The following is a 23773-nucleotide window of genomic DNA, read 5'->3' as shown; positions in this document are numbered from 1 at the left end:
TCTTCCTCCTTATTGTTCCAAGTTTCCTAGAATGACAAGGATCTTGCGGTAAAATTCTTCCCGGCTTTGATCCTCACGTTTCACTTCTTGATGGATCTTCCCGTCCTTGATAAATAAAATACGTTGGCAATAGCTGGCAGAAAGGGGATCATGAGTGACCAATAAAATCGATACTTGGTCATTGGTATTCAAGTCGTCCATCATATTTAATAAGTCTTTGGCACTTTTTGAATCCAAGGCACCTGTCGGTTCATCTGCAAAAAGAATCGTTGGTTCCGTGATCAAGGCTCGAGCGGCTGCCACCCGTTGTTTTTGTCCACCTGAGATTGCTGCCGGATAGTTGTCGAGGATATGCGTGATAGACAAACGTTCTGCGACTCGTTTGATCCGTTGTTGGATGATCTTTGGTTTGACCCCTTGTAAAGAAAGGGGCACCGCAATGTTTTCAGAAGCTGTTAAGTTTTCTAGGAGATTGAAATCTTGGAAGATGAAGCCAATTTCACGGCTGCGAAAATCTGCCAAGGCATCGCCTTTTAGTTTGGTGATGTCGCTGTTGTTGATGCGGATCGTACCTTTGGTTGGATGATCCAAGGTTGAAAGAATGTTCAACAAGGTAGACTTACCGGAGCCTGAAGCTCCCATGATTCCGATAAATTCACCTTTTTCAATATCAAAGCTGATGCCTTTCAAGGCTTCGGTTTGTTTTTCGTTGGCTTTTCCGTAAACTTTAGTAAGTTCACTTGCTTGAATAATTTTTTCCATGATTAAGTTACGCTCCTTTTAATTGAGTTAGTGCTTTTGCGGGAATGTCTTTTTCTTTGACCTCTTCATAGCTGGTCACGCCTTTTTTCTCATTCCAAGTAAGTTTCAAATAGGCTTCTTTACGCAAAGGCCGCTCTTGGAAACCATTGAAATCAAGGGTTTTGCTTTTGCCATTTTCGTCATAAGCCGGTAGTTCATAGTGGTATTGAGTATAGACATTGCCACTGTCATCTTTAGAAGTCGTCTTTTCGCCATCTGTCGTGATTTGGACATAATAGCTGTCGCCCCCCATGATGACTGATTCAGCAATTTGCAATGCACCAAATCCCACAAGCACGACAACTGCTAGTCCAATCAAAAATTTTTTCATAAATAGGTCACCTCGTTTTTTATTATGATGAAAGTATAACGCTAGTTTTCTGAAAAGTAGTGTGAAAAATCTATCAATAAACTTTCAATTTTGTCACGAGGAACGAACAAAAAAACGTTTCTGAATTGTGTGATCCACAAATCAGAAACGTCGTTTGCTTGTTACTCTTCAGTCATATTTTTTGCGAAACAGTTCAACGACTAGTTGTCCCTCATCATACATAATGGCGGCTTCATCGATCATTAATCCCAATAAATAGTAATCTTTTTCTTCATGGATCGTTTGATGACCGCCCAACAGTTCAACGTAATAGTTTTCCAAGGTACTGTCTCTTGGTGTATTGAGCATGTTGATAAAATGTTCTAGATCAGAGGGCTGTTCAGGGAAAGGGCCCTGCACGACTGCTTTGAAACCTTCTGCTTCAAAGGCCATCTCGCTCGTTATCTTTTGACAGTCATGGGACAAAAAGTAGGTGACTACTTCATCGACGATTCGTCGTGCCCGTTCTTTTTCAATCATTTTTTTCGCCGCCTTCTGATTTGTTGGTATTCATCTAACAATGGTACCATTGCCGCCGCGACAAATCCACTGGAAAAACCGTTATTGTATAAGTTCAATCCTCCATGTAAATAAGTGATATTTGTGACCAGTGCTGCATGGACGATGCCTGCTAAGATACCAGCTACAGGACCATAATACCCACTGATCGGAGCTAAACTTGTTCCAAAGATCGCTGTGAGTAATAAGCTGAAGGTGGATACATCAGAAGTCAAACCGACTTTGGTGGCTAAGACCACCCCAATCATCACGGGCAAACTATTTTTCCAATGGTTTCCAAAGGCACTGAAACCAATCACGGTCAATACAGCCCCTAAAAGTGGACCTGAAAGCTCGCCTTGCAGCAGGAAAATAAAGACTAACATCAAGAGCCCCATCATTGCCATGTTCATCATGGTGATTCCTAGTGAAAAAATTGTGACATAATCGGTCATCAGTTTCCCAGAAGTTTTAAAAAGATCCGTTAAACCTTTTATTGATCGTTTATTTAAAAAATAACCAATAAAAAACAAGAAAAAACAAAGGATGAGCAAGAAAGCCGTCAGATAATAGTGATAGTCAGTCGTCAATTGCTTGTTCGAATAGACTTCCATGTCGAATAATCGTAAAAAGCTAGTGAAAAACATAGTGATAATACCGGTGGCAAAGCCAATATTGTACAAAGAAAATCCTTGATGGAATTGTAAAAATTGTGCTGCCAGTGGGGGGAGTGTTAAGCCAATCAAAATGCCGATTCCATAACCTAACGCGATTCCTAGGGGCAAAGGTAAGCCTAAGCCAAATGCTAAGTAACTAATGACGGGTGAGGCAGCACTACCAAATAAAGCGACAAGTGAGTACTGGGTTGAGGGCCGTTGCTGTATGTAAGAGTATAGATAGACACCCAAGGGAATGGGGATTGAGTTAAAGATGTTTTTTCCAAAAAAAGAAAAGCCGGATATGGTAAAGAAAGCGGCGATCATCGGACCACTAATAATGGTTCCTTGCTTTTTAGCAAGCAGGATACTAATCAAAGTCAATAAGCCGCTATTCAAAAAGGCGCTTCCGAGATTGCCGATTGCAAAATAATCAGAAATCAAATTGCTAGGGGCATTCAAAATAGCCAACGATCCTTGCCACAATGCCTGAGGCGGCGAGGTGAACAAGCCGAGTAGAATCAACACACAGCTGTAAGCCAGAAGCAACCGCTGAGTTAAGAGCTGTGAGATCGGTGCAAAAGGTTTCGATTTCGTTTGTAAGAAAATTCGTTTGTCTGACATAGTTTCACTGAACGCTCCTTTTTTTCATAGTATCACATCTTTTCTCGTCTAAGAAGGTTTTTTTGACAGTTTCTACAAGGCGTTTTTCGAAAAATATGAGAGAAAAGGAACGTCATAAAAGAAAAACTTAAGAATATTTGAAAAAAAGCAATAGCGATTTATCAATGATTTTCGTCTTATTTTCAATAATTTCATAGATTGATGAAATTATTGACGGAAAGAGTTTTGAGAAAATTGTTATAATTTAGTTAATCTCGTTCAGATTTTCTAATAAAAAAGCCATTTTAAGATAAAAAAACTGTTTGCTTGGTTTTTTTATCAGTGAATCATAAATGAGGGGATTTAATAAGGAGGAAGAGTATGAAGAAAACGAAGTTTGGCATGATTACTTTATTGGCAGCGCTTGTTTTAGGGGCTTGCGGACAAAGTAACGAGGGTGGAACAGATTCCACAGATACTGGAGAGTCATCAACAGATGCGGCAGCATCAGATATCAGCACCATGCCATTGGCAGTAGTGAACGATGGTGAAGTAATGGATGGCGGTACATTAGATGTAGCAGTTGTCATGGATACCCAATTCCAAGGATTGTTCCAGTGGGAGTTCTATCAAGATACTTATGACAATGACTTTATGCTACCGAGTCATGAGCAGCTCTTTTTAAGAGATGCAGATTTCAAAATCATTGATGGTGGAGCGGCTGATCTTGATTTAGATATCGAGAATAATATCGCAACGATCACTTTACGAGATGACTTGAAATGGTCAGACGGGGAAGAGGTCACAGCTGAAGACGTTATTTTCTCTTACGAAGTTATTGGACATCAAGATTATACCGGTATTCGTTATGACAACACCTTTACCAATGTAGTCGGTATGGAAGAATATCACAACGGAGATTCAGATACGATTTCTGGAATCACCGCTGTCAGCGATAAAGTAGTTGAAATTGAATTTAAAGAAATGCATCCAGGAATGATGCAACTAGGTGGCGGTGTGTGGTATTCTGCATTACCAAAACATACTTTTGAAGGTATTGAAGTGGCAGATATGGAATCTAGTGATCCCGTTCGAAGCAACCCAATTGGCTTTGGTCCTTATCAAATGAGTAATATCGTTCCAGGTGAGACAGTGGAATATATTCCAAATGAGCATTATTATGGTGATACTCCGCCGTTAGACAAAATCGTTATGCGTGGCGTTCCTTCCGCATCGATCAACGAAGCGTTGAATGCGAAACAATACGATCTTGCACTAAAAATGCCTACTGATACTTATGATTCCTATGCGGATACTGACGGATACCAAATTTTAGGCCGTCCAGAACAATCGTATACGTACCTTGGCTTCAAATTGGGTACTTGGAATGAAGAAACAAATAGTGTGGAATACAATCCAGATGCAAAAATGGCAAATAAAGCCTTGCGCCAAGCGATGGGCTATGCTGTAGACAATGATGCAATTGGCGAGCGTTTCTATTATGGTTTGCGCTCAAATGCTAGCACTCTGATCCCACCTGTTTATGGCTCATTGCACAACTCAGAACTTGAAGGATACCATTTAGATTTAGATAGAGCCAATCAATTATTAGATGATGCAGGCTTTATCGACGTTGATGGCGATGGCTTCCGTGAAGATCCAGATGGCAACAAATTAACCATCAATTTTGCTTCAATGGCAGGTGGAGAAACTGCACAACCGTTGGCGGATTACTACGTGCAGCAATGGCAAGAAATCGGTTTAGATGTTCAATACTCAACAGGACGGTTGATCGACTTCCAAGCATTCTACGACAAGCTGAAAAATGATGATCCAGATATCGATGTTTATTTAGCTGCTTGGGGAACAGGGTCTGATCCTTCACCGACCGGTCTATGGGGACCAAATTCTGCCTTCAACTACACTCGTTATGAGTCTGAGCGCAATACAGAATTGTTAGCAGCCATCGATTCAAATGATTCCTTCGATGAAGAAAAACGCAAAGAAGCATTTGATGCATGGCAAGAATATGTGTTAGAAGAAGCGTTTGGAATTCCAACATTGTACCGTAACCAAGTATTGCCGGTCTCTGATCGTGTCGCAAACTTTACATGGGCATATGATGCCGATCATAATCCATGGGCACGAATTGGTGTAACTTCAGAATCTCGCTAATCGATTTGTTGAATCACTGAAATCAAAAGAGAACAACGCTTTTGTCGTTTTCTGAAAAGCCAGCTCAGTTTACTTCTATAGTTAACCGGAGGGATGAGTTGTGTAAAATCAAATCTGGGTCAGGATAAACCAGATACGTTTTAAGATTTTAGCCCGAAAACCAGTTAGGTCTACGCACCTAACTGGTTTTTTGCGCACAAGTTAGGCTAGCATTTGGCTGAAAAACGCCTGTCCTTCAATAAGCAGACAGGCGTTTACGAAAAAGATAAATCATGTTTGTAAGGATATAGGATGATTCAAAGGGAAGAATGTTAAATGGAGATATTCGTCACGGTATGAATCAAGTTTTGCAGGTCATTTTTATGGTTCTGGTAACCGGCTTGTTCGATAACGATTAAGCTGTTTCTTAACACTTCTTTGTTTAATTGAGAAGATTGCAAATAGGAGTAAATTTCTTGATACAAGACGTGATGGATTTTCAAATAAAAATACAGAGGTGTATTAGGCAAGGGATGAGACAAAAGCAGAAACTTGTTAAGCAGATAGGAATCCTTACTTTCACTGGCAAAGGCGCAGCCATTTAAGATCACAACACTTAACAAATTTGCATAAAAGGGATCATTGGCATAGCGAAGAATTTTTTTGATCCCATGATCTAAATAGTAACTGATGGTTTCTTGGTCGAAAATAAATAACAAATTTGAGAATAAGTTCAACTCAAAGCGCCCCCAGGTTTCGATATCAAACAAGTATTGCTTTACCAGTTCAACTTCTTGGGTGTAAGCTCCTCGATTCATCAGAAATGATTCACGGTTGTGCAGCAGCAGGCCTTGGACATACAAAGAATAATAAAAAAAATTTTGTGTCTCAAAGTAGCGTTCCTCAAGGCTAGTCAAGTAGTCGATAGTCAGTGTTCGATCATAATATCGGGTATAGAAATCTTGCACCAGCTGACGTTTCTGACCAGTGGCTTCGCTGTCGATCAACAGACTGAACTCATGAACCGTGATATTCATTTTGTCTAAGTAGTCAAACAAGGTTTGTGAAGAGAGATTTGTTTTGCGATTTTCGAAAGAAGAAAGGGTGGTGCGAGAGGAAATACCTTCGGCAAGCTTGGCTTGCGAGATTTTGCGATCTGTGCGCAGTTTCTTGATTAAAGAGCCTTGCTGTTTCATGGGGGACCTCCTTAATTGTGACGCATTTCTGAACAATGTGATTTTAATAACATGTTATCAAATATAATAGGGTATAGCAAATAATAAAGGAGGTCGTTTTTCATGGAATTTGAACCATTTGGTCCTTGGGAAATCAACCCATTTAAAAACTAGTACAGGCTTTCATTTAGATACTTGTCATTGAAGGATCAGTGACAGATTGATAAATGAAATTTAGTTTACGTCCTGCTTTTTTCGCGGCGAACTGCGAACATTCTAAGCAGGAAAGAGAAGATCTTGAAGAATCGAAAGGTTATTTGGTTGATTCCCCCACTCAAAGAGACCTTTTCGTTTGTGGAAGTCATGAAACGCATGAATCGCGCAAGGTGGTCAGTCCCGTTGAATGTCTGTCATGCACCAGACCTTCCCCAATTTTCTGATTCTTTGTGATTGATCGTCTTTCAAGCATCATACTTCCAGCTATGACCGTAATGCACGAAGATTACGGTTTTTTGTGGTCTTATTGTGCTACACAGTAAACCTTGTATTTCAAGTGAACTAAAAGACCAAAGCTAGAAAAGAAATTCAGTGAGAACGATAGTGAAAAAAAGTCAAAAACAAAAAAAGAAAAACGTTTGCAAAAAAAGTGTTGACATTTTTTCTCAGAATGAGTACTATTATCTCAACGGAACACGAGAGTGTTCTCATTACTGGATTCGTTACTGTTCGGCAGGCAAGACCAGAGGAAAAAAGTGCATTGATTACCCAAAGTTTCTTGGGTTGTACACTTTTTTGCTTTGGTCTTCTTTTTTTGCTCCATTATTTCTATTCGCTAAAAAAGAACCGGTTCCAAGGTAAGGTCCAGTCATTGATCATCAAAGGAGGGGAGAAGTAAAACGCAATGAAGTGCCAGCTAGGTTTGACGATATCCTGCAGTACTGCCTGGAGCAGACATTCACCTCGTCACTTAATGGCAAGTCAGAGAAAGAAAAAAATACAAGACCTTCTGCATAGACGTCAAACGATGCAAAGCTGTGTATGCGCTATGCTGATCAAGGAGGATCGTTCGTGAAGATTATCAAGAGGATCAACAACAATGTTGTACTTTCAAAAGAAGATGAAGTTGAAGTGATCCTAATGGGAAAAGGGATCGGCTTTCAAACGAAACCGGGTGACCTGATTCCGGCTGAGCGAATCGAAAAAAAATACTACCCAGAAGATGACTTGACAGTGGAACATATGTCGAAAGTCATGACGAAGGCTGACGAGAAACAAATGGCCGTCATTTATGAAATCGTGCGTCTTTTTCGGGAAAGTGTTGGAACCGATTTCAATCCAAACGTTTATTTCACACTGATGGATCATATCTTGTTTGCCATCAGTCGTCAAAAGCAAGAAATTGTTTTGACCAATCCCATGCATTGGGAAATCAAGAAAATCTATGCCAAGGAATATGCGGTCAGTGTCCAAGCGGTCGAGTTGATCCGCAAAGAGCTGTATCCCGATTTTTCGCAAGAAGAAGCTGCGTTTATCACTTTGCATTTCGTCAATGCGCAAATTGAAAAAAGCGCCAATCAAAGTGCCTATGAGCACACCGAGTTGACCAACAATATTTTACGGATCGTTAAGTATAGTATGAACATCGAGTACGATGAGAATTCTTCCTACTTCCAACGGTTTGTGACCCACATTCGCTATTATTTAATTCGACAAAGTCAAGAAAAAGAAGAGCCAGTATTGGCTAATCCGATGATTGCCTTGGCTTTCAGCAGCTATCCGAAAGAAAAAGAAACCGCAGATTCGATCAAAGAATACTTATTTGAACAAAAGGGCTGGCATGTCAACGATATGGAATTGATGTATTTGATTCTGCATATCGGTAACTTAGCCGCTCACTCAAAATTAACCTAAGAATGGAAATGGATTCGTTACAGTTCGGCTGGCAAGACCTGCACTTTCTTACAATACTCGTTGAGGAGACCCGTCTCGTTTTTTATGGGTGATACTCCTGCTTGTTTATTGTAGAAATGGCCGGTCTTTTTATTTTTATTAAATGATCTATTAAAAAGGAGAAATCAAAATGGCAAAATATACTGAATTAGCACAAGACATTTTGGCCCACGTTGGCGGCAAAGAAAATGTCTCTTCCGTAAAACACTGTGTGACTCGCTTACGTTTCCACTTAAAAGACGAAAGCAAAGCAGACACAGATTATTTGCAAAAACGTGACGGTGTCGTGACCGTTGTCAAAGCAGGCGGACAATACCAAGTGGTTATCGGTAATCATGTGCCAGATGTTTACGATGAAGTGCTGAAAGTCGGCGGATTAGCCGATGGCGGCAGTCTTGATATCGACGAAGGCGACGAAAAGAAAGGCAGTTTGTTTGACCGCTTTATCGATGTCATCTCAAGCTTGTTTCAACCGTTCTTAGGTCCATTAGCGGCAGCCGGTATTTTAAAAGGGATCACGGCGCTACTTGCAGCAACTGGGATGGAAGCGACCAATGGAATCTATGTAGTAATGAATACCCTAGGCGATGGTTTGTTCCAATACTTACCTATGATCTTAGCCGTAACTGCTGCAAAGAAATTCAAGATGAATACCTATACAGCATTAGCGATTGCAGGTGCGATGGTCTATCCTGGTTTAGCAGAAAGCGTTGCTGAAGCGAGCAAAGTCTTTGGTCTAACCTTGACCTTACCAGCAGGTGGCTACTTTAATAGCGTACTGCCGATTATTTTAGCGATTTTTGTCGCTTCGAAAATTGAACAGTTTATGCGCAAAGTTACACCTGATGTAGTCAAAATGTTTGTGGTTCCTTTTGTAACGATTTTGATCACTGTGCCGTTGACCTTCTTTGTGGTAGGTCCAGTCGCAAATACAGCATCTAGCTGGATCGGTATTGCTTTCCAAGCGGTTTATGATTTCAGCCCAATCATTTATGGATTTGCTTTAGGGGCATTATGGCAAGTATTGGTAATGTTTGGTCTTCACTGGGGTCTTGTGCCATTGGCGATCATGGATATGGCGCAAAACGGCTCTTCGATTATTTTGACCGCCGCTGTGCTACCATGTTTCACGCAAACGGGTGTGCTAGCAGCGATTTGGTTGAAAACGAAAGAACCAAAAGTCAAACAAGGCGCAATGCCAGCATTGATCTCATCGATCTTCGGTGTGACTGAACCTGCGATCTACGGTTACACTTTGCCAATGAAAACACCATTTATCGTTTCTTGTTTAGTTTCAGGTTTCGTTGGTATCTACTTGTCAATCTTTAACGTTACTGGTTACGCAATGGGCGGTATGGGCATCTTCTTGTATCCTGCATATATCGATCCAGCAACAGGCAGCTTCCATAGCGTGATCCACTTAGCCATCGGTACAGTTATTGCAATCGTAGCGTCATTTATCATCATGATGTTATTGAAAGTACCAACTTTGTATACAACTGTTGATTCACCAGTCGACGGTCAAGCAACACCAGCAGCACCAGCACCAGAAGTAAAAACCGTTTCTGCCAGCGTCAAAGATGAAACAGTCAAAAGTCCAGTAACCGGTCAAGTGGTTGCTTTAGCAGATGTGGAAGACAAAGTCTTTTCTTCAGGTGCTATGGGAAAAGGGATCGCCGTTGAACCAGCGATCGGTGAAATCACTGCTCCAGCAGATGCAGAAGTCAAAATCTTGTTTCCAACAAAACATGCCATCGGCTTAGTCACTGAGGATGGGACAGAATTATTGATCCACATCGGCATGAATACGGTGGAACTTGAAGGCAATCACTTTACTGCCTACATCAACCAAGGAGACAAAGTCAAAGCCGGTCAAAAATTGATCTCTTTTGATACTGAAGCGATTCGTGCGGAAGGCTATTCCTTACTGACACCAGTCATCGTCACAAACTCTAACGACTACAGTGACATCCAAACGACACAGTCAAAAGAAGTAACAGCGAACGACAATTTGATCGAAGTCGTAAAATAAATGCGTTTATCGGCACGTCGTAGGATCAGTAAGAATGCTTTCTTACTGATCCGCTGTGTCGATCAATAAAGAAAAAGAAAGTAGGCTAATCATGACAGAAAAACAATTTCCAAAAGGCTTTTTATGGGGCGGCGCCACTGCAGCCAACCAATTTGAAGGAGCATGGAACGAAGGCGGACGTGGCCCAGCGACATCCGATACGGCGATCGCTGTCAAACCAGAAGACCGTAAAAACATGGCAGAATTTGCTGCACCAATGACTCGGGAAAAAGTCTTGTTTGCCTTAAATGACAAAGAAGGCTTGTATCCAAAACGTTGGGGATCAGATTTCTACCATCGTTACAAAGAAGATATCGCCTTGTACGCAGAGATGGGCTTTAAAACGTTCCGTCTGTCCATCGCTTGGTCAAGAATTTTTCCAAATGGTGACGATGTTCAGCCAAATGAAGAAGGCTTGCAATTTTATGACAACGTGTTTGATGAGTGTGCAAAATACGGGATCGAACCCTTAGTGACCCTCTCTCACTACGAAACACCTATCGGGATCGCGTTAAACTATGGCGGCTGGAAAAATCGCCAAGTGATCGATTTGTTCGTCAAATACGCAGAAACTGTGTTGACCCGCTACAAAGACAAAGTCAAATATTGGTTGACCTTCAATGAAATCAATATCATGGGGATCTCTGGCTATGTTGGCGGTGCCTTGTTATCCGAAGATGGCACGCAAAACCTTTCTGACATGTATCAAGCTGTGCATCATCAATTTGTGGCTTCTAGTTTAGCAACAAAATTTGCCCACGAAATCAATCCTGATATCAAAGTAGGGATGATGTTGGCACGGATGCAAGCCTACCCAGCTACACCAAATCCAGCAGATGTGATGGAAGAAATCAAGCGTGACCACGAGAATCTCTTCTTCTCTGATGTCCAAGTTCGTGGGAAGTATCCAGCGTATACGAAGCGCTTCTTTAAAGAAAACGGCATCGAAGTGACCTTCGAAGATGGCGATTTAGACATTCTTGCGCAATACCCTGTCGACTTCATGTCCTTTTCTTACTACATGAGTTCTATTGCCCGCCACAATCCTGAAGAAGGCGGCGAAGCAACGGCCGGCAACTTTTCTTTAGGCGAATCAAACCCTTACTTGGAAGCCTCTGACTGGGGGTGGCAAATCGATCCAATCGGCTTGCGTGTGACTTTGAATAACTTGTACGACCGCTACCAAGTACCATTGTTTATCGTTGAAAACGGCTTAGGTGCCTTGGATACGGTGGAAGAGGATGGTTCGATCCATGACAGCTATCGAATCGATTATTTGAAGGCGCATATCGAACAAATGTATGAAGCGATCGAAGATGGTGTGGAATTGATGGGCTATACGCCTTGGGGTTGTACCGACTTAGTTTCGGCTTCAACGTCAGAAATGTCGAAACGTTATGGCTTTGTCTATGTAGACGCGGATGATGAAGGAAATGGCAGCTTTGATCGTTCTCGCAAAGATAGTTTCTACTGGTACAAAGAAGTCATTGCCACCAATGGCGGTAGTTTGTTACAGGATTAAAAATAAACCAAAGCGGCTCTCAAAAAAAGAGAGCCGCTTTTTTGTTGTGCTCAGTAAAAAAAGAAGAGAAAGGGGGTTAGCAGCTGCCATGCTAGAAAGATCAATGAAACAGTCAACGCCCATTTTTTCATTTTGGGCTTAGGCACAAGGGATTCGGGCATCAAATAGACGAGAGAGAATACTGTAAGAAAAAACAGCAGGGTCAGTGGTTGGACGACAAAGGTCAGCCAGTTCATAGGGTAAGCTCCTTTTATGAGGATAGATGATTTGTTCTTTTGTGTTATTATTTTGCAAATTCATTATATATTTAGTTCGTTAAAAAGGCAAGGAGCTCATGGAATAACGATCGTGTGCAGGAAGGGGGGAGAAAAACGAGTGGCACATCCTTGTATTTTGATTCGAATCTTTCTAGAGTAACACAGTAAGCTTGAGGTTAGAATCAGAACTAGCAATAAAAAAGCCCCTTTTCAGGGGAGGGGAGCTCTTTAAAAAGATAGGAAGAAACCCGTGTATTTGATGGAGCTATTGGTCCCTAGTTGCTGGGGACCTGACTAATTTACGTGGAAAACCCGCCACTGTCATTCACCGATTTCTGATCCTCAAGTAGAAAATAAAACAAAGAAGACTAGCCGAAATCAAGAAACCCATAAAATAGAAAGTTAGCTGCATGTCAGGCATCGTATAGGAATACTCTAAAATCTTACAAACAAAGATCACTAAAGAAACCGTGATGGATAAGGAAACCCATGTGAAACGCGGCAATCGTTTCGTTACGATGATCAATCCTAACGAAAAAAAGATGACTGGTACCCAAAAGATCAAGCGAGCAAGATGGATCATTTTGTCTCTCCTCATTCAAATTGATTTGAGTAAAAGGATAGCTTACAACGTTTGTTATTAAAAATAATAACCATTGTTTCTGAGCATTTTTTCGGAAATTGTGTCTTTAACTTAAAGCATGAGCGTAATGTTTCTCTTTAAATTCTTTTGGTGTTTGCCCGGTAACGGCTTTGAAATTGCGGATAAAATGGCTTTGATTGGCGAATGCCAACTGGGTGCTGATTTTTTCGTAGGAAAAATCTGTGAACAGCAATAGATGCTTGGCTTCGCTGATCTTTCGTCCCTGAATGTAGCTGTGGATCGTTTTGTTCATTTCTTTTTTGAACTGATTACATAGATGGGTCTTATGTTTTTGAGTGATGGCTGCGAGATCATCAATGGTCACTTTTTCATAGAGATGGCTGTCGACATAATTCACAATCGTCTTGACCAACAGTGATTTTTGCGCCAGCGGATAGCTATGCAGAAGCTCCATAAAGCGGTAGGTGGCTTCTTTGATATAGCGGAGGCACTCCTCGGCAGAATGAATATAAACCAGACCTTGGATCAATGAATCAGATAAGCCGAATGCTTGGTTGACTGGTACTCCTTCATCAATGCTCATGCGGGTCACGACAGCGACAAAGGCCGAAAACTTTAGTTTTAAGCCTTCCAGTTCATGAGGGGAAAGGGAAACACTGTAGGTCTCTTTCATTTTGTTAAATACCCAGACTACTTTTTCCGGCTCGTTTCGTTTGATGTAGTCAAGATAGCGCAATTCAAAATGATAGGAATCAAAGGTAGCTTCATGCACACGGCGTTCATAAAGATTGGTTTCCAAGCTAAGATCTGTTTGCATGGATCGGTCGTGGGATTCAGTTTGGTAATGCCAATGGATTTGTTCTTTTGCCAACGGCTGCTCCGCAAACAGCGTATAAAGCAGCTGGATGTATTCTTCAAAGGAGTATTTGTCTTCTTTGGAATAGTGCACATTGTAGTGGTATTCATGTTCAAGAAATAGGTAAGACGTATCTGGTGTACCAATCACTCCACAGGGTCCGATGACCATATAACAGGTTTTTCCAGCTAACTGAAACGCAAAACAACCAAGCATATATTTGCCGAAATGATAGAGATTTGCAACTGGGCCGTTCGTTTCTTCCAAATAGTGTTTCAGAGGATTCTTGGCTGTTAAGGTGAGTGGGGGATACAGCGGAGTCCCTTCTTGATCCAAGAGAATCATCGGGATCAAATATTTGCGATAAAGCAGATCCATGGCGGTCGTAAGTGTTGTTTTGTTCATGAGACACCTCAAAGTCCAAACATTGTTTTTTCTTTTAGTATAACGTAAATTTTTTAGCATTCAATAAACAATTTATTATAAACACTAGTTTTTTAGTATATCTAAGGAAGGATTCTTTCTATAATTCAGATAAATAAAACGGTTACAGGAAGGAGTAAACATGGATAGTAAAAAATTGAAAGAATTGTTTCAGCAATTGACGCCAGAAGAAAAAATCGCTCAGACGATTCAATTGAATGGCAGTTTAGTCATTGAAAATGAGGTGATGACTACTGGCCCGATGCAAGATTTAGGGCTTCCACCAAATTTGAAGATTCACGAGATTGGTTCGATTTATAATGTGAACGATTACCAAAAATTGATTCAGTTACAGAGGGAAACGTTAGCACACAGCCGACTAAAGATTCCTATGCTGTTTATGTCGGACGTCATCTACGGGTTTCGAACGATTTTTCCGATTCCCCTTGCCCAAGCAGGTTCCTACGATTTTAATTTGATCGGGCAAGCCGCTGAGATGACCGCCAAAGAATGTTACCAAAATTGCCTTCATGTGATCTTTTCACCCATGCTGGATCTTGTTCGCGATCCTCGCTGGGGCAGAGTGATGGAGTCGCCAGGAGAGGATGTGTATACGGCAAAACGTTTTGCTAAAAGCGTCGTGACCGGCTACCAAGGCAATCTTGATCAAGGAGTGGCAGAAAATCACGTTGCTGCTTGCATCAAACATTTTGCTGGTTATGGTGCACCCGAAGCGGGCAGAGAATACAATACGGTCGATATGTCCAATCAGCGCTTATTCAATGAATATTTGCAACCCTATCAAGCGGCGATCGAAGCCCAAGCACTGCTAGTGATGACGGCCTTCAACATATTGAATGGTGAACCTGCAACGGGTAGCCGCTGGTTGAACCGAGAGATTTTGCGCGAACGTTTCGGTTTTGATGGGGTACTGGTCTCCGATCATGCCGCCATCAAAGAATTGGTCCCCCACGGTTTTGTCAAAGATGAACGGGAGGCCGCTCAGAAAGGTTTGGAAGCGGGCGTTGATTTTGATATGATGACATCGGTCTATGCAACTTACTTACCAGAACTGATCAAGCAACCTGAACTCGCGGCTTTATTAGACGAAGCAGTTTGGCGTATTCTGGTATTAAAAAATCAACTAGGACTGTTTGAAGACCCTTATCGAGGGTTGAAAACGCAACAGACGGGAGAAGTTTTGTCGGATGAAGCCAAAGAGCTAGCCGTTAAGCTAGTAGAAAAAAGCTGTGTGCTGTTAAAAAATGAGGGCAGCTTACCTTTGAAAAAGGACCAAACCGTCGCTGTGATCGGTCCTTATGGAGAAAGCCGGTTGACCTTAGGTTTTTGGGCGTCAGTCAGCGGCAAGCCACAAGACACGATTCCTTTAAAAACCGGTTTGCTGCAGCATTTCGCACCCGAAAACTTGATCTTTGCTCGTGGATACAATCTATTCGACTCGTATGAGCAATTTGGTCCTTTAAAAGCCGGGATCGAACAGCTGAATGGACCGATCGAACCAGAAGATCAGTTGCTTTTGGAAGCCATGGAAGCCGCCGAAGCCGCCGAAGTTATCGTCTTGACTTTTGGAGAGCAGTTTTTGGAGAGCGGCGAAGGGGCATCAAAAGCTCATTTGCAGCTGCCATTGAAACAAATTCGTTTGATCCAAGCGTTGAAAAAGACTGGCAAGCCTTTGATTGGCGTGCTTTACACTGGCAGACCGTTAGTCTTAACGCAAGTGGAAGCATTATTTGATAGTCTGTTGCTGGTTTGGTATCCGGGAACGATGGGCGGGATCGGAATCGGCAATCTGCTGAGTGGGCAGGCTTCTCCGACAGCAAAACTGGCGATGACCTTTCCTCGGAGTGAAGGACAGATCCCACTATACAGTGCCCAACTGCCAACGGGCAGACCTTTGACAGATAGTGAGCATTCTGATCGCTTTTTGTCAAAATACCGAGATGAATCAAATGAACCCTTATTCGCATTCGGAACAGGTCTTAGTTACAGTTCGTTTACTGGTGAATGGCTTGGTAGTGAAGTATCTAGCGAGACAATCCATTTGGCTTATCGAGTGAAAAACCAATCGGCAATAGCTGCAGAAACCGTCATCCAACTTTATCTCATGCAGCGTCCAGCGGCAATGGTTCGTCCAAGTCGCCAATTAATTGCGAGTGACCTCATCTCATTCGCGCCCCAAGAAGAAAAAGAGCGCAGATTGTCACTGCCGTTGTCAGAACTTGTTTTCTATGACAATCAAGGGAAGAAACACATAACCAAAGGTACTTATCGATTCCTAATGCGGATCGATCAAAAAGAAACGATGCTTAGTGTAACGATCTAAACTAAAGGAGTGAGAAAGAATGGAAAAATTAGAAGCATTTTTAAGTAGCAAACTATTACCAATGTCACAAAAATTACAACAAAACAAAGTATTGGCCGCTTTGATGGAGGGGTTTATTCGAACAAGTCCCATCACTTTAGGAATTGCGTTTATCACGATCATTGGAAATTTTCCGATTCCTGGTTGGACGGACTATTTGACGAAAATTGGCATCTTCCAGCATGTTGAAGCGATCACCAACGGAGCAACTGGCGTTTTTGCCTTGTATGTTGTATACAGTTTGGCGTATTCTTACGCAAAACAATTAGGAAGCAATGAACGCAATTCAGCGATTATTTCTTTAGCTAGTTTCATTATGTTGATGCCTCAAACCGTTGCAACGACTGTCATGCAAGATGGTCAAGCAGTGGAACAAACGATTGGAGCTTTGAAGCTTGATTTCTTAGGCGGACAAGGACTGTTTATCGGCATGCTGACCGCTTTATTGGTGACACGTTTCTATGCTTTCTTATCAAGAAAAAATATTATGATCAAGCTACCGGATAGTGTTCCCCCAATGGTAACCCAATCCTTAGCACCAGTGTTTGTGGTCACGATTATTTTTGTCGTCGTCTTTGTCATACGCGTCTTGTTTGGGTTTACTTCATCCGGCTCGATTTTCCAATTCTTTATCGATGTGATCAATGCGCCGTTGAACTCCTTAGTTGCTAGCCCGCTATCGATCATCATCATTATGGAATTATTAGCTGTTTTATGGTTTTTCGGAATTCATAATGCAGTTTTACAAGGACCGCTCGGGGCGATTAGTATGACCATGGTCGTTTCAAATATTGCCGCTTACCAACAAGGACAAGCGCTGCCTTATCTGATTCCTTCAGTGATTTATATGGGCATGTATGCTGCTGGCTTCATGGGCTTTGTGACCTTCTTTATGATCCGCAGCAAATCGGCAAAAATGAAACAATTAGGAAAATTGTCGTTTATCCCGTCGATCTTTAACATCACAGAGCCAATCATGTTCGGGATGCCGATTATTTTGAATCCGTTGTTCTTTATTCCGCAAGTCTTTAAACAATTGATCGCTGGCTTTGTGACCTGGGGATTGGCAACAACGATCCTCCCAATCAGCTTGAATCCAACCATGAGTCTATTGCCATGGACCACACCGACTTTTATCAAAATGCCCTTTTCAGGAGGGCTTAACTACACGATCTTAATGATCATCTGTATGCTGATCGGTATTGTTATGTGGTATCCGTTTCTAAAAATTGCGGATAAAAAAGAGTACGAATTAGAAATGGCTGCTGAAAAAAAGCAAGCAAGTGAAGCAGCAAAAATGACAGAAAAAGTCGTGGAAGAAATTCAAGCGTAAACAAAGGAAGTGGCACATTTGGTTTATTTAGGAATTGATATCGGTGGGACGCACATCAAAACGGGATGGGTTGAAAACAATGAAGTCACCGACGGACGAAGTTTTCCCACCCCGGCAACGCTGGCGGCATTTAGTGAAACTATCAAAACGATCCTCCAAAGCTATGCCCGTCAAGTTTCTTTCACGAAAGTGGCTATCGCAGTCCCTGGTTCAGTTAATGAAACAGGGACGGTCTTCTTTGGTGGTGCCTTGCCATACCTTGATGGGGTAAATTTGCCAGAATTGATCTGCCAGTTAAGCGATGGCATGGTGACAGAGGTTACTGTCGAAAACGACGCAAAAGCCGCCGCGCTAGGGGAAATGAAAGCCGGCAATCTGCAAGGGATCCAAAATGGTGCGGCGATCATTTTAGGAACCGGCGTGGGAGTTGGTCTTTGTCTCAATGGAAAACTCTATCGTGGGCATCATGGACAAGCTGGTGAAGTCAGTTTTATGATTCGTGACCGACAAATGAGAGGCGCGGACTCTTTTGTGGGGATCGGTCTTTCGGCTGTCGGATTAATTGAGCGTTTGGCTGCTAGTATGGCTATCGCGCCTGATGGTCCTTTGGTCTTTGATACCCTTACGAAAACTGCTGATCCTGAGGCAGAGGCCTTATTTTTAACTTATACCAAAGAAGTCGCTGTCTTGTGTTTCGATCTTCAGTGTCTTTTAGCTCTGGATAAAATCGTTATCGGTGGCGGGATCAGCCGTCAGCCACGCTTGATCGAAGCCATAGCTAGCAGCTATCAAACTATTTTTAAAACCGCACCAATCATTGAGAAAACGCTGCAGCCAGTTGCGATCCAAGCCGCTTATTTTCAAGCGGACGCCAATTTGATCGGCGCAGCCAAGGAGGAACCGTGGGATGAGTAAATTTCCGGAAGCATTTTTGTGGGGAGCATCCACTAGTGCTTATCAAGTAGAGGGCGCATGGGCAGAAGACGGCAAAGGTCCCTCAGTGCAAGATATCAAAGAGATTCCGCAAGGGACCACTAATTTTAAAGTAGCATCAGATCACTATCACCGATATGAAGAAGATGTGAAATTGTTTAAAGAATTAGGGTTAAAAGCCTATCGTTTTTCCATATCATGGAGTCGAGTCATGCCCGATGGTCAGGTCAACCCAGCAGGATTGGCGTTTTATCAAAAACTGATCGATCTGCTACTAGAAAACGAGATTCAACCGATCGTCACCGTTTTCCATTTTGACCTGCCCGTTGCGATCGCGAAGCAAGGTGGGTGGGAAAACCGAGAGACGATCCAAGCATTTGCTGATTACTGCCAAGTACTGTTCGAAAACTTTGGTCATCAAGTCCCGCTATGGCAAACCATCAACGAGCAAAATGTGATGGCACTTGCTGGTTCGGTCATTGGTACGAGTCAAAAATCCATGAAAGAAAAATTTCAAGAAAATCACCATATGCTAGTGGCCCAAGCATTGGTGACCCAACAGTTTCATGCCGGTAATTTTAGCGGCAAGATTGGCCCAGCACCGAATATCGCCAGTGTCTATCCAGCTTCTGAAAAACCAGCCGATCAGCTGGCAGCTCTTTCTATGAGTGCGCTGAGAAATTGGTTATTCCTAGATGCGGCTGTTTTCGGCACATACAACCATAACGCATGGCATTTGTTAGAGACGATTGGTGCAGCACCGACAGTCACTGAAGCAGATCGAAAGATTTTGGCAGCTGGAACATGTGATTACATCGCATTGAATTATTATAATACGATGACCGTCAGCAGCTATTTTCAAAAAGAGACAAAACTCGATCAACAGTCTGGTTTCGGGATTCCTGGCTTTTTCCAAGTAGTAGAAAACACCCATTTGCCCATGACTGAATTCGGTTGGCCTATTGATCCAGAAGGCTTTCGCTTTACGTTGAACGAAATCTATTCCCGTTATCGTCTGCCTCTTTTGATCACGGAAAACGGAATCGGTGCCAAGGATGTTTTGACAACTGATGGTAAAATCCACGATGATTATCGCATCGACTACTTGCAGCAGCACATAAAACAGATGGCATTGGCGATCGAAGACGGTGTCGATGTGATCGGCTATTGCCCGTGGAGTACCATTGATCTCGTCAGTACTCACGAAGGCATCGCTAAACGGTACGGGTTTATCTATGTCAATCGTACGGACGATCAGCTGTTGGACTTGGCGCGATACAAGAAAGATAGTTTTTATTGGTATCAAAACGTTATCGATAAAAACGGGTTAGGAGAGTAAGCGATGTTTTTTCAGGAATATCTATTTGATCCAGAAGCGCAAGCCGGTTTGACAGTGTACCTGCATGAGGAAAAAGCCGAGTATGAACGGGTGGGCGATCGTCCGTTTGTCTTGGTGATTCCCGGTGGCGGCTACTCCTTTTGCAGTGAGCGGGAAGCTGAGCCAATTGCCTTAAATTTTGCTGCCCAAGGCTTTCACGCCGGGGTCTTACGCTATCATGTAGGGACACATCGCAGTTTCAGCCATTCCTTAGCAGATGCAGAAAAAGCGATTACTAAAATCCGAGAACTTGCAAGTGAATGGGGAATCGATGCCGAAAAAATCGCTGTGATCGGCTTTTCTGCCGGCGGCCATTTGGCAGCGGCGTTATCAACACTCTCCTCAATGAAACCGAGCTTATGTATTTTAGGCTACCCAGCGATATTGTCTTCATTTGCTACTGTGATGAAGATCGATGCCCCTTCATTAGAGGAATGTGTCACAAAAGATACGCCGCCCACCTTTTTGTTTTCAACCTTTGAAGACAATGTCGTTCCTATCGAAAATTCATTGGCGTATCTGCAGGCCCTAGAAGATCACGAGGTTCCCTTTGAAAGTCATATTTTCCAAAAAGGACGTCACGGTCTTTCTTTGGCGACCGAACGCTTCGGTAATCGTAAAGAAATGGTTGATCCACGTTTTGCCCGTTGGTTTGATGAATGCGTCGAATGGCTAGAGTTGAACTGGGCAGATAAAGTTGCCCAGCCAGCTTTGTTTCCTGATTTAGGGCAGTGGCCAATTCGGGCATTACTCGAGTCAGGTGAAAACAAACGCTTGCTTTTGCAGGCTTTTCCATCATGGGCAGACAAAAGCCGCTTAAAAATCGTAAAAAACATCAGCTTGCAGCAACTACTAACGATCATGCCAGAAGCTTTTGAGAATGTTTCTTATCAAGCGCTTGTTTTGCAGCTGATTGATCCTAGAAAGGAAGAGTAAAAATGAAAGCAATCCTGGTCCATGAAAGCTATAAGGCTTCAACAGAATTGATCACCCAAGAGCCACAAGCGATTGAACAGTTATCAGCTGTTCGTAACAGTACTGCTGCTTGTCAGTTGCTGCTGCACGATGGCAACCGCAATCATTATATTATTGGCGACGAGTTTTCGATCCCCGATGAAATCGAGATTCCCATGATACGCGTTGAGATTTTTAGCGAATTGCCGGTCAAAGCGCAATTCGTCGACTATTATGTCGGTCAGCAGGAATTGGCGTACGCCGATAAATTACTTGAACGAACTGCCAAAACCTATCCTGGCGATCGCTTTGCGCCTCTTTATTTGGAGTGGCAGATCGATGAGACGATCAAACCGCAAGCTTATCCTGTGAAAATCAAGGTCTATCGGGCACATCTGACTAGCCAAGAGGAGTGCTTGTTAGAAAAGAACCTAACGATTGAAGTGGACGCTTTTACTTTTCCAAAAGATTATTTAGAGACGTTCCACTTAAATATGTGGCAGCAGCCCAGCAATTTGGCTCGCACCTTTGACGTTCCGTTATGGAGCGATGCCCACTTTGACTTGATCAAGGAAATGGCTGAGAGTCTCGCTGTGATCGGACAAAAAGCGATCACAGTGATCGCCGGAGAGATTCCTTGGAAGGGCTGGTTCAATTACATCGTCAAAGATTATCCCGCCAATTTATATGAGTATTCGATGGTAAAGGTCAAAAAGACGCCAGACGGAGAACTTTCCTGCGATTTTTCTGTGCTGACACGTTACCTTGATTGTTTTTTTGCTGCGGGTATCAAAGAAGAAATTGACGTGTTTGGTTTATTAGGGGTCTGGGAACCGCCATTTTTTCCGTTAGTCAACTTGGACCATCCAGAAAAATTGGTGATTCGCTTTTATGATGAAGGGAAAGGCGCCTTTGGCTTTATTAATCAAAAAGCTGAGTTGCAGGAGTATCTACGCCAAGTATTTGATTATTTTAAAGGAAAGAATCTGTGGGAGAAGGTTCGCATCGTTTCTGACGAACCGAAGAAACATCAAATCGACAGTTTCCGAGCCTCGTTAGCTGTTTTAAAAGAAATTGATCCGTCGATCCAGATCAAAGCTGCTTTTGATAAAGAAGACGTGTTATTTGAGCTGCTGCCAGTGATCGATCATCCTGTGACTTCCTATTACTGTACTTGCAACCATTACGAAACACTAGCACAAAGCCATCCGGGCAAGATGCAGTACTATGTCTGCAATTATCCGGACAAACCAAATACCTTTTTGCATAGTCCCCTGTTAGAGACGCGAATGCAAGGAATCTTATCGTATCAGTTCAAAACAGACGGCTTTCTGCGTTGGGCCTACAATTGCTGGCCAGAACATGCTCGGTCCGATATTCGGTACAATACGAGCTCACTACCGATCGGTGATCTTTGTTTCGTCTATCCTGGCAATCACGGACATTTATTGTTGTCCCTAAGGTATAAACAACTACAGCGGGGGATTGAAGATTTCTATCTCTTGAAGACCGCTCAAGCTGCACAACCGCATCAAACCGACGCCGTAGTAGCAGATTTTCTTAAAGTTACAGACACGAAACACTGGATGATCGACAGCCATCACAGTCATCCCGATGTTTTTCTACAGACCGCGGAGGAGATTGAGGCCTTTCATCGGGCCCTCCTCGAACTGCTAGAAAAGTAGCAAAATCAAACACTGCACCCAGAAATTTCACTACGATTTTCCAGAAGAATAGTGAGATACCTGTGGGCGTTTTCACTACTGATTCACGCAGCTTTTTCGTTTTACTAGGCATCTGTTTTCTTACAGATGCTTTTTTTCTGGTGAGCGTTTCGTTTTTCATTCCCTCCATCTTCCTTTACACTTTTAAGTAAGGTCATAACAAACTATGACAAATAGAAGTAGAAATAATCAAGGAGGAAACGAGCATGTCAGAAAAAATCAACAATCCGTTAACGAAGTATTATGATGGCAAATTTGAAAAACAGGTGCAAGAAGCACCGGCAATTCAAGGAAAGATGCAGCCAGTACCTGATTGCGGGGAAGAAAGCTACGCAGGTTCAGGCAAATTAGCTGGACGCAAAGCATTAGTGACCGGTGGTGATTCTGGTATTGGTCGAGCAGCAGCGATTGCTTTTGCCAAAGAAGGCGCCGATGTTGCAATCAACTATCTTCCTTTTGAAGAAGAAGACGCGCAAGAAGTCAAGGCAGTCATTGAAAAAGCCGGACGCAAAGCAGTTTTGATCCCAGGAGACTTGAAAGATGAAACTTTCGCTCGTCAATTGGTTCATGAAGCAGCCAAAGAATTAGGCGGGTTAGATACGTTGGTTCTAAATGCTGGGATGCAACAAGCGGTGAAGGACATCAAAGAGTTGACTACACAACAAATTCAAGATACCTTTACAACGAATATCATCTCGATGTATTGGACAGTCCAAGAAGCGTTGGATTATCTGCCAGCTGGTGGGAGCATCATCACGACCACTTCGATCCAAAGTGCGGAGCCTAGTGCCCATCTTTTAGACTATGCAGCCACGAAAGGTGCTATTACTTCCTTTAGTAAAGGGCTAGCTGCTCAATTAAGTGAAAAAGGCATTCGGGTCAATACGGTGGCTCCGGGTCCAATCTGGACACCACTTCAAATTTCGGGTGGACAGCCACAATCTGCGATCCCAGAATTTGGTCAAAAAGAACTGATGAAACGTGCTGGACAACCAGTCGAATTAGCACCAGTCTATGTTTTCTTAGCCTCTGATGAAGCAAGTTATGTAACTGGTCAAGTTTACAGTGTAACTGGCGGTAGCTTCTTCGCTTAAAATTCCTAGGACTAAAATAGTAGAAAAAAAGCTC

General features: G+C 42.6%; 19 protein-coding genes. 11 read left to right on the top strand and 8 right to left on the bottom strand.

The window, feature by feature from the left end; all coding sequences use genetic code 11:
* Positions 1 to 9: 9 nt before the first annotated feature.
* From A5882_RS15880 to A5882_RS15865, 4 genes are all read right to left on the bottom strand, one after another.
* Positions 10 to 762, bottom strand: a complete 753-nt coding sequence (locus A5882_RS15880) for an ABC transporter ATP-binding protein (RefSeq protein ID WP_005235131.1) — start codon at positions 760 to 762, stop codon at positions 10 to 12.
* A 7-nt stretch (positions 763 to 769) separates the two neighbouring features.
* On the bottom strand, positions 770 to 1132 hold the full coding sequence (locus tag A5882_RS15875; RefSeq protein WP_005235132.1) for a YxeA family protein: 363 nt from the start codon (positions 1130 to 1132) through the stop codon (positions 770 to 772).
* A gap of 168 nt (positions 1133 to 1300) precedes the next feature.
* On the bottom strand, positions 1301 to 1651 hold the full coding sequence (locus A5882_RS15870; RefSeq protein ID WP_008378669.1) for a hypothetical protein: 351 nt from the start codon (positions 1649 to 1651) through the stop codon (positions 1301 to 1303).
* Positions 1648 to 2949, bottom strand: coding sequence for a DUF1576 domain-containing protein (locus A5882_RS15865; protein WP_005235137.1), 1302 nt, complete (start codon positions 2947 to 2949; stop codon positions 1648 to 1650). The genes A5882_RS15870 and A5882_RS15865 overlap by 4 nt, the downstream gene beginning before the upstream one ends.
* Before the next feature lie 360 nt (positions 2950 to 3309).
* Here A5882_RS15865 and A5882_RS15860 point away from each other — a divergent pair, with 360 nt between their 5' ends.
* On the top strand, positions 3310 to 5103 hold the full coding sequence (locus A5882_RS15860; RefSeq protein ID WP_086373093.1) for an oligopeptide ABC transporter substrate-binding protein: 1794 nt from the start codon (positions 3310 to 3312) through the stop codon (positions 5101 to 5103).
* 311 nt (positions 5104 to 5414) lie between these two features.
* Here the strand turns inward: A5882_RS15860 and A5882_RS15855 are convergent, their stop codons facing one another.
* Positions 5415 to 6278, bottom strand: a complete 864-nt coding sequence (locus tag A5882_RS15855) for an Rgg/GadR/MutR family transcriptional regulator (RefSeq protein ID WP_086373092.1) — start codon at positions 6276 to 6278, stop codon at positions 5415 to 5417.
* 1047 nt (positions 6279 to 7325) lie between these two features.
* Here A5882_RS15855 and A5882_RS15840 point away from each other — a divergent pair.
* The 3 genes from A5882_RS15840 (at position 7326) to A5882_RS15830 (ending at position 11800) form a co-directional block, all read left to right on the top strand.
* Complete coding sequence (locus tag A5882_RS15840; RefSeq protein WP_008378663.1) at positions 7326 to 8168, top strand: PRD domain-containing protein; 843 nt, start codon at positions 7326 to 7328, stop codon at positions 8166 to 8168.
* A gap of 169 nt (positions 8169 to 8337) precedes the next feature.
* Positions 8338 to 10239 carry a beta-glucoside-specific PTS transporter subunit IIABC gene (locus tag A5882_RS15835; protein WP_016613444.1) on the top strand — a complete coding sequence of 634 codons (1902 nt, stop codon included), beginning with the start codon at positions 8338 to 8340 and terminating at the stop codon, positions 10237 to 10239.
* Positions 10240 to 10330: 91 nt separating this feature from the next.
* A complete protein-coding gene (locus A5882_RS15830; protein ID WP_008378658.1) occupies positions 10331 to 11800 on the top strand; it encodes a glycoside hydrolase family 1 protein in 1470 nt (489 codons plus the stop codon).
* A gap of 50 nt (positions 11801 to 11850) precedes the next feature.
* Here A5882_RS15830 and A5882_RS15825 read toward each other — a convergent pair whose 3' ends face one another.
* The 3 genes from A5882_RS15825 to A5882_RS15815 all read right to left on the bottom strand — a co-directional run bounded on the left by A5882_RS15825 (position 11851) and on the right by A5882_RS15815 (position 13922).
* Positions 11851 to 12036: a hypothetical protein gene (locus A5882_RS15825; protein WP_008378656.1), complete on the bottom strand. Its 186-nt coding sequence runs from the start codon at positions 12034 to 12036 to the stop codon at positions 11851 to 11853.
* Positions 12037 to 12382: 346 nt separating this feature from the next.
* The gene (locus A5882_RS15820; RefSeq protein ID WP_086373091.1) at positions 12383 to 12640 is read right to left on the bottom strand and encodes a hypothetical protein; all 258 of its coding nucleotides are present in this window, start codon (positions 12638 to 12640) and stop codon (positions 12383 to 12385) included.
* A gap of 106 nt (positions 12641 to 12746) precedes the next feature.
* On the bottom strand, positions 12747 to 13922 hold the full coding sequence (locus tag A5882_RS15815; RefSeq protein WP_254908525.1) for an AraC family transcriptional regulator: 1176 nt from the start codon (positions 13920 to 13922) through the stop codon (positions 12747 to 12749).
* Between the two features lie 160 nt (positions 13923 to 14082).
* Here A5882_RS15815 and A5882_RS15810 point away from each other — a divergent pair, with 160 nt between their 5' ends.
* The 7 genes from A5882_RS15810 to A5882_RS15780 all read left to right on the top strand — a co-directional run bounded on the left by A5882_RS15810 (position 14083) and on the right by A5882_RS15780 (position 23739).
* Positions 14083 to 16284, top strand: a complete 2202-nt coding sequence (locus A5882_RS15810; RefSeq protein ID WP_086373089.1) for a glycoside hydrolase family 3 N-terminal domain-containing protein — start codon at positions 14083 to 14085, stop codon at positions 16282 to 16284.
* 19 nt (positions 16285 to 16303) lie between these two features.
* Complete coding sequence (locus tag A5882_RS15805) at positions 16304 to 17656, top strand: PTS sugar transporter subunit IIC (protein ID WP_086373088.1); 1353 nt, start codon at positions 16304 to 16306, stop codon at positions 17654 to 17656.
* A 9-nt stretch (positions 17657 to 17665) separates the two neighbouring features.
* Positions 17666 to 18571, top strand: coding sequence for an ROK family protein (locus A5882_RS15800; protein WP_086373087.1), 906 nt, complete (start codon positions 17666 to 17668; stop codon positions 18569 to 18571).
* The gene (locus A5882_RS15795; protein WP_086373086.1) at positions 18564 to 19928 is read left to right on the top strand and encodes a glycoside hydrolase family 1 protein; all 1365 of its coding nucleotides are present in this window, start codon (positions 18564 to 18566) and stop codon (positions 19926 to 19928) included. The genes A5882_RS15800 and A5882_RS15795 overlap by 8 nt, the downstream gene beginning before the upstream one ends.
* Positions 19929 to 19931: 3 nt before the next feature.
* Positions 19932 to 20903, top strand: coding sequence for an alpha/beta hydrolase (locus A5882_RS15790; protein WP_061054302.1), 972 nt, complete (start codon positions 19932 to 19934; stop codon positions 20901 to 20903).
* 2 nt (positions 20904 to 20905) lie between these two features.
* Positions 20906 to 22606, top strand: coding sequence for a DUF4091 domain-containing protein (locus A5882_RS15785; RefSeq protein ID WP_061054301.1), 1701 nt, complete (start codon positions 20906 to 20908; stop codon positions 22604 to 22606).
* 245 nt (positions 22607 to 22851) lie between these two features.
* Positions 22852 to 23739 carry an SDR family oxidoreductase gene (locus A5882_RS15780; RefSeq protein WP_005235175.1) on the top strand — a complete coding sequence of 296 codons (888 nt, stop codon included), beginning with the start codon at positions 22852 to 22854 and terminating at the stop codon, positions 23737 to 23739.
* Positions 23740 to 23773 lie beyond the last annotated feature (34 nt).

This window comes from Enterococcus sp. 4E1_DIV0656, from assembly GCF_002140695.1.
GTDB lineage: Bacteria > Bacillota > Bacilli > Lactobacillales > Enterococcaceae > Enterococcus_D > Enterococcus_D entomosocium.
The sequence above is the reverse complement of the archived record's forward strand: the minus strand, read 5'-3'. Positions and strand labels throughout refer to the sequence as shown.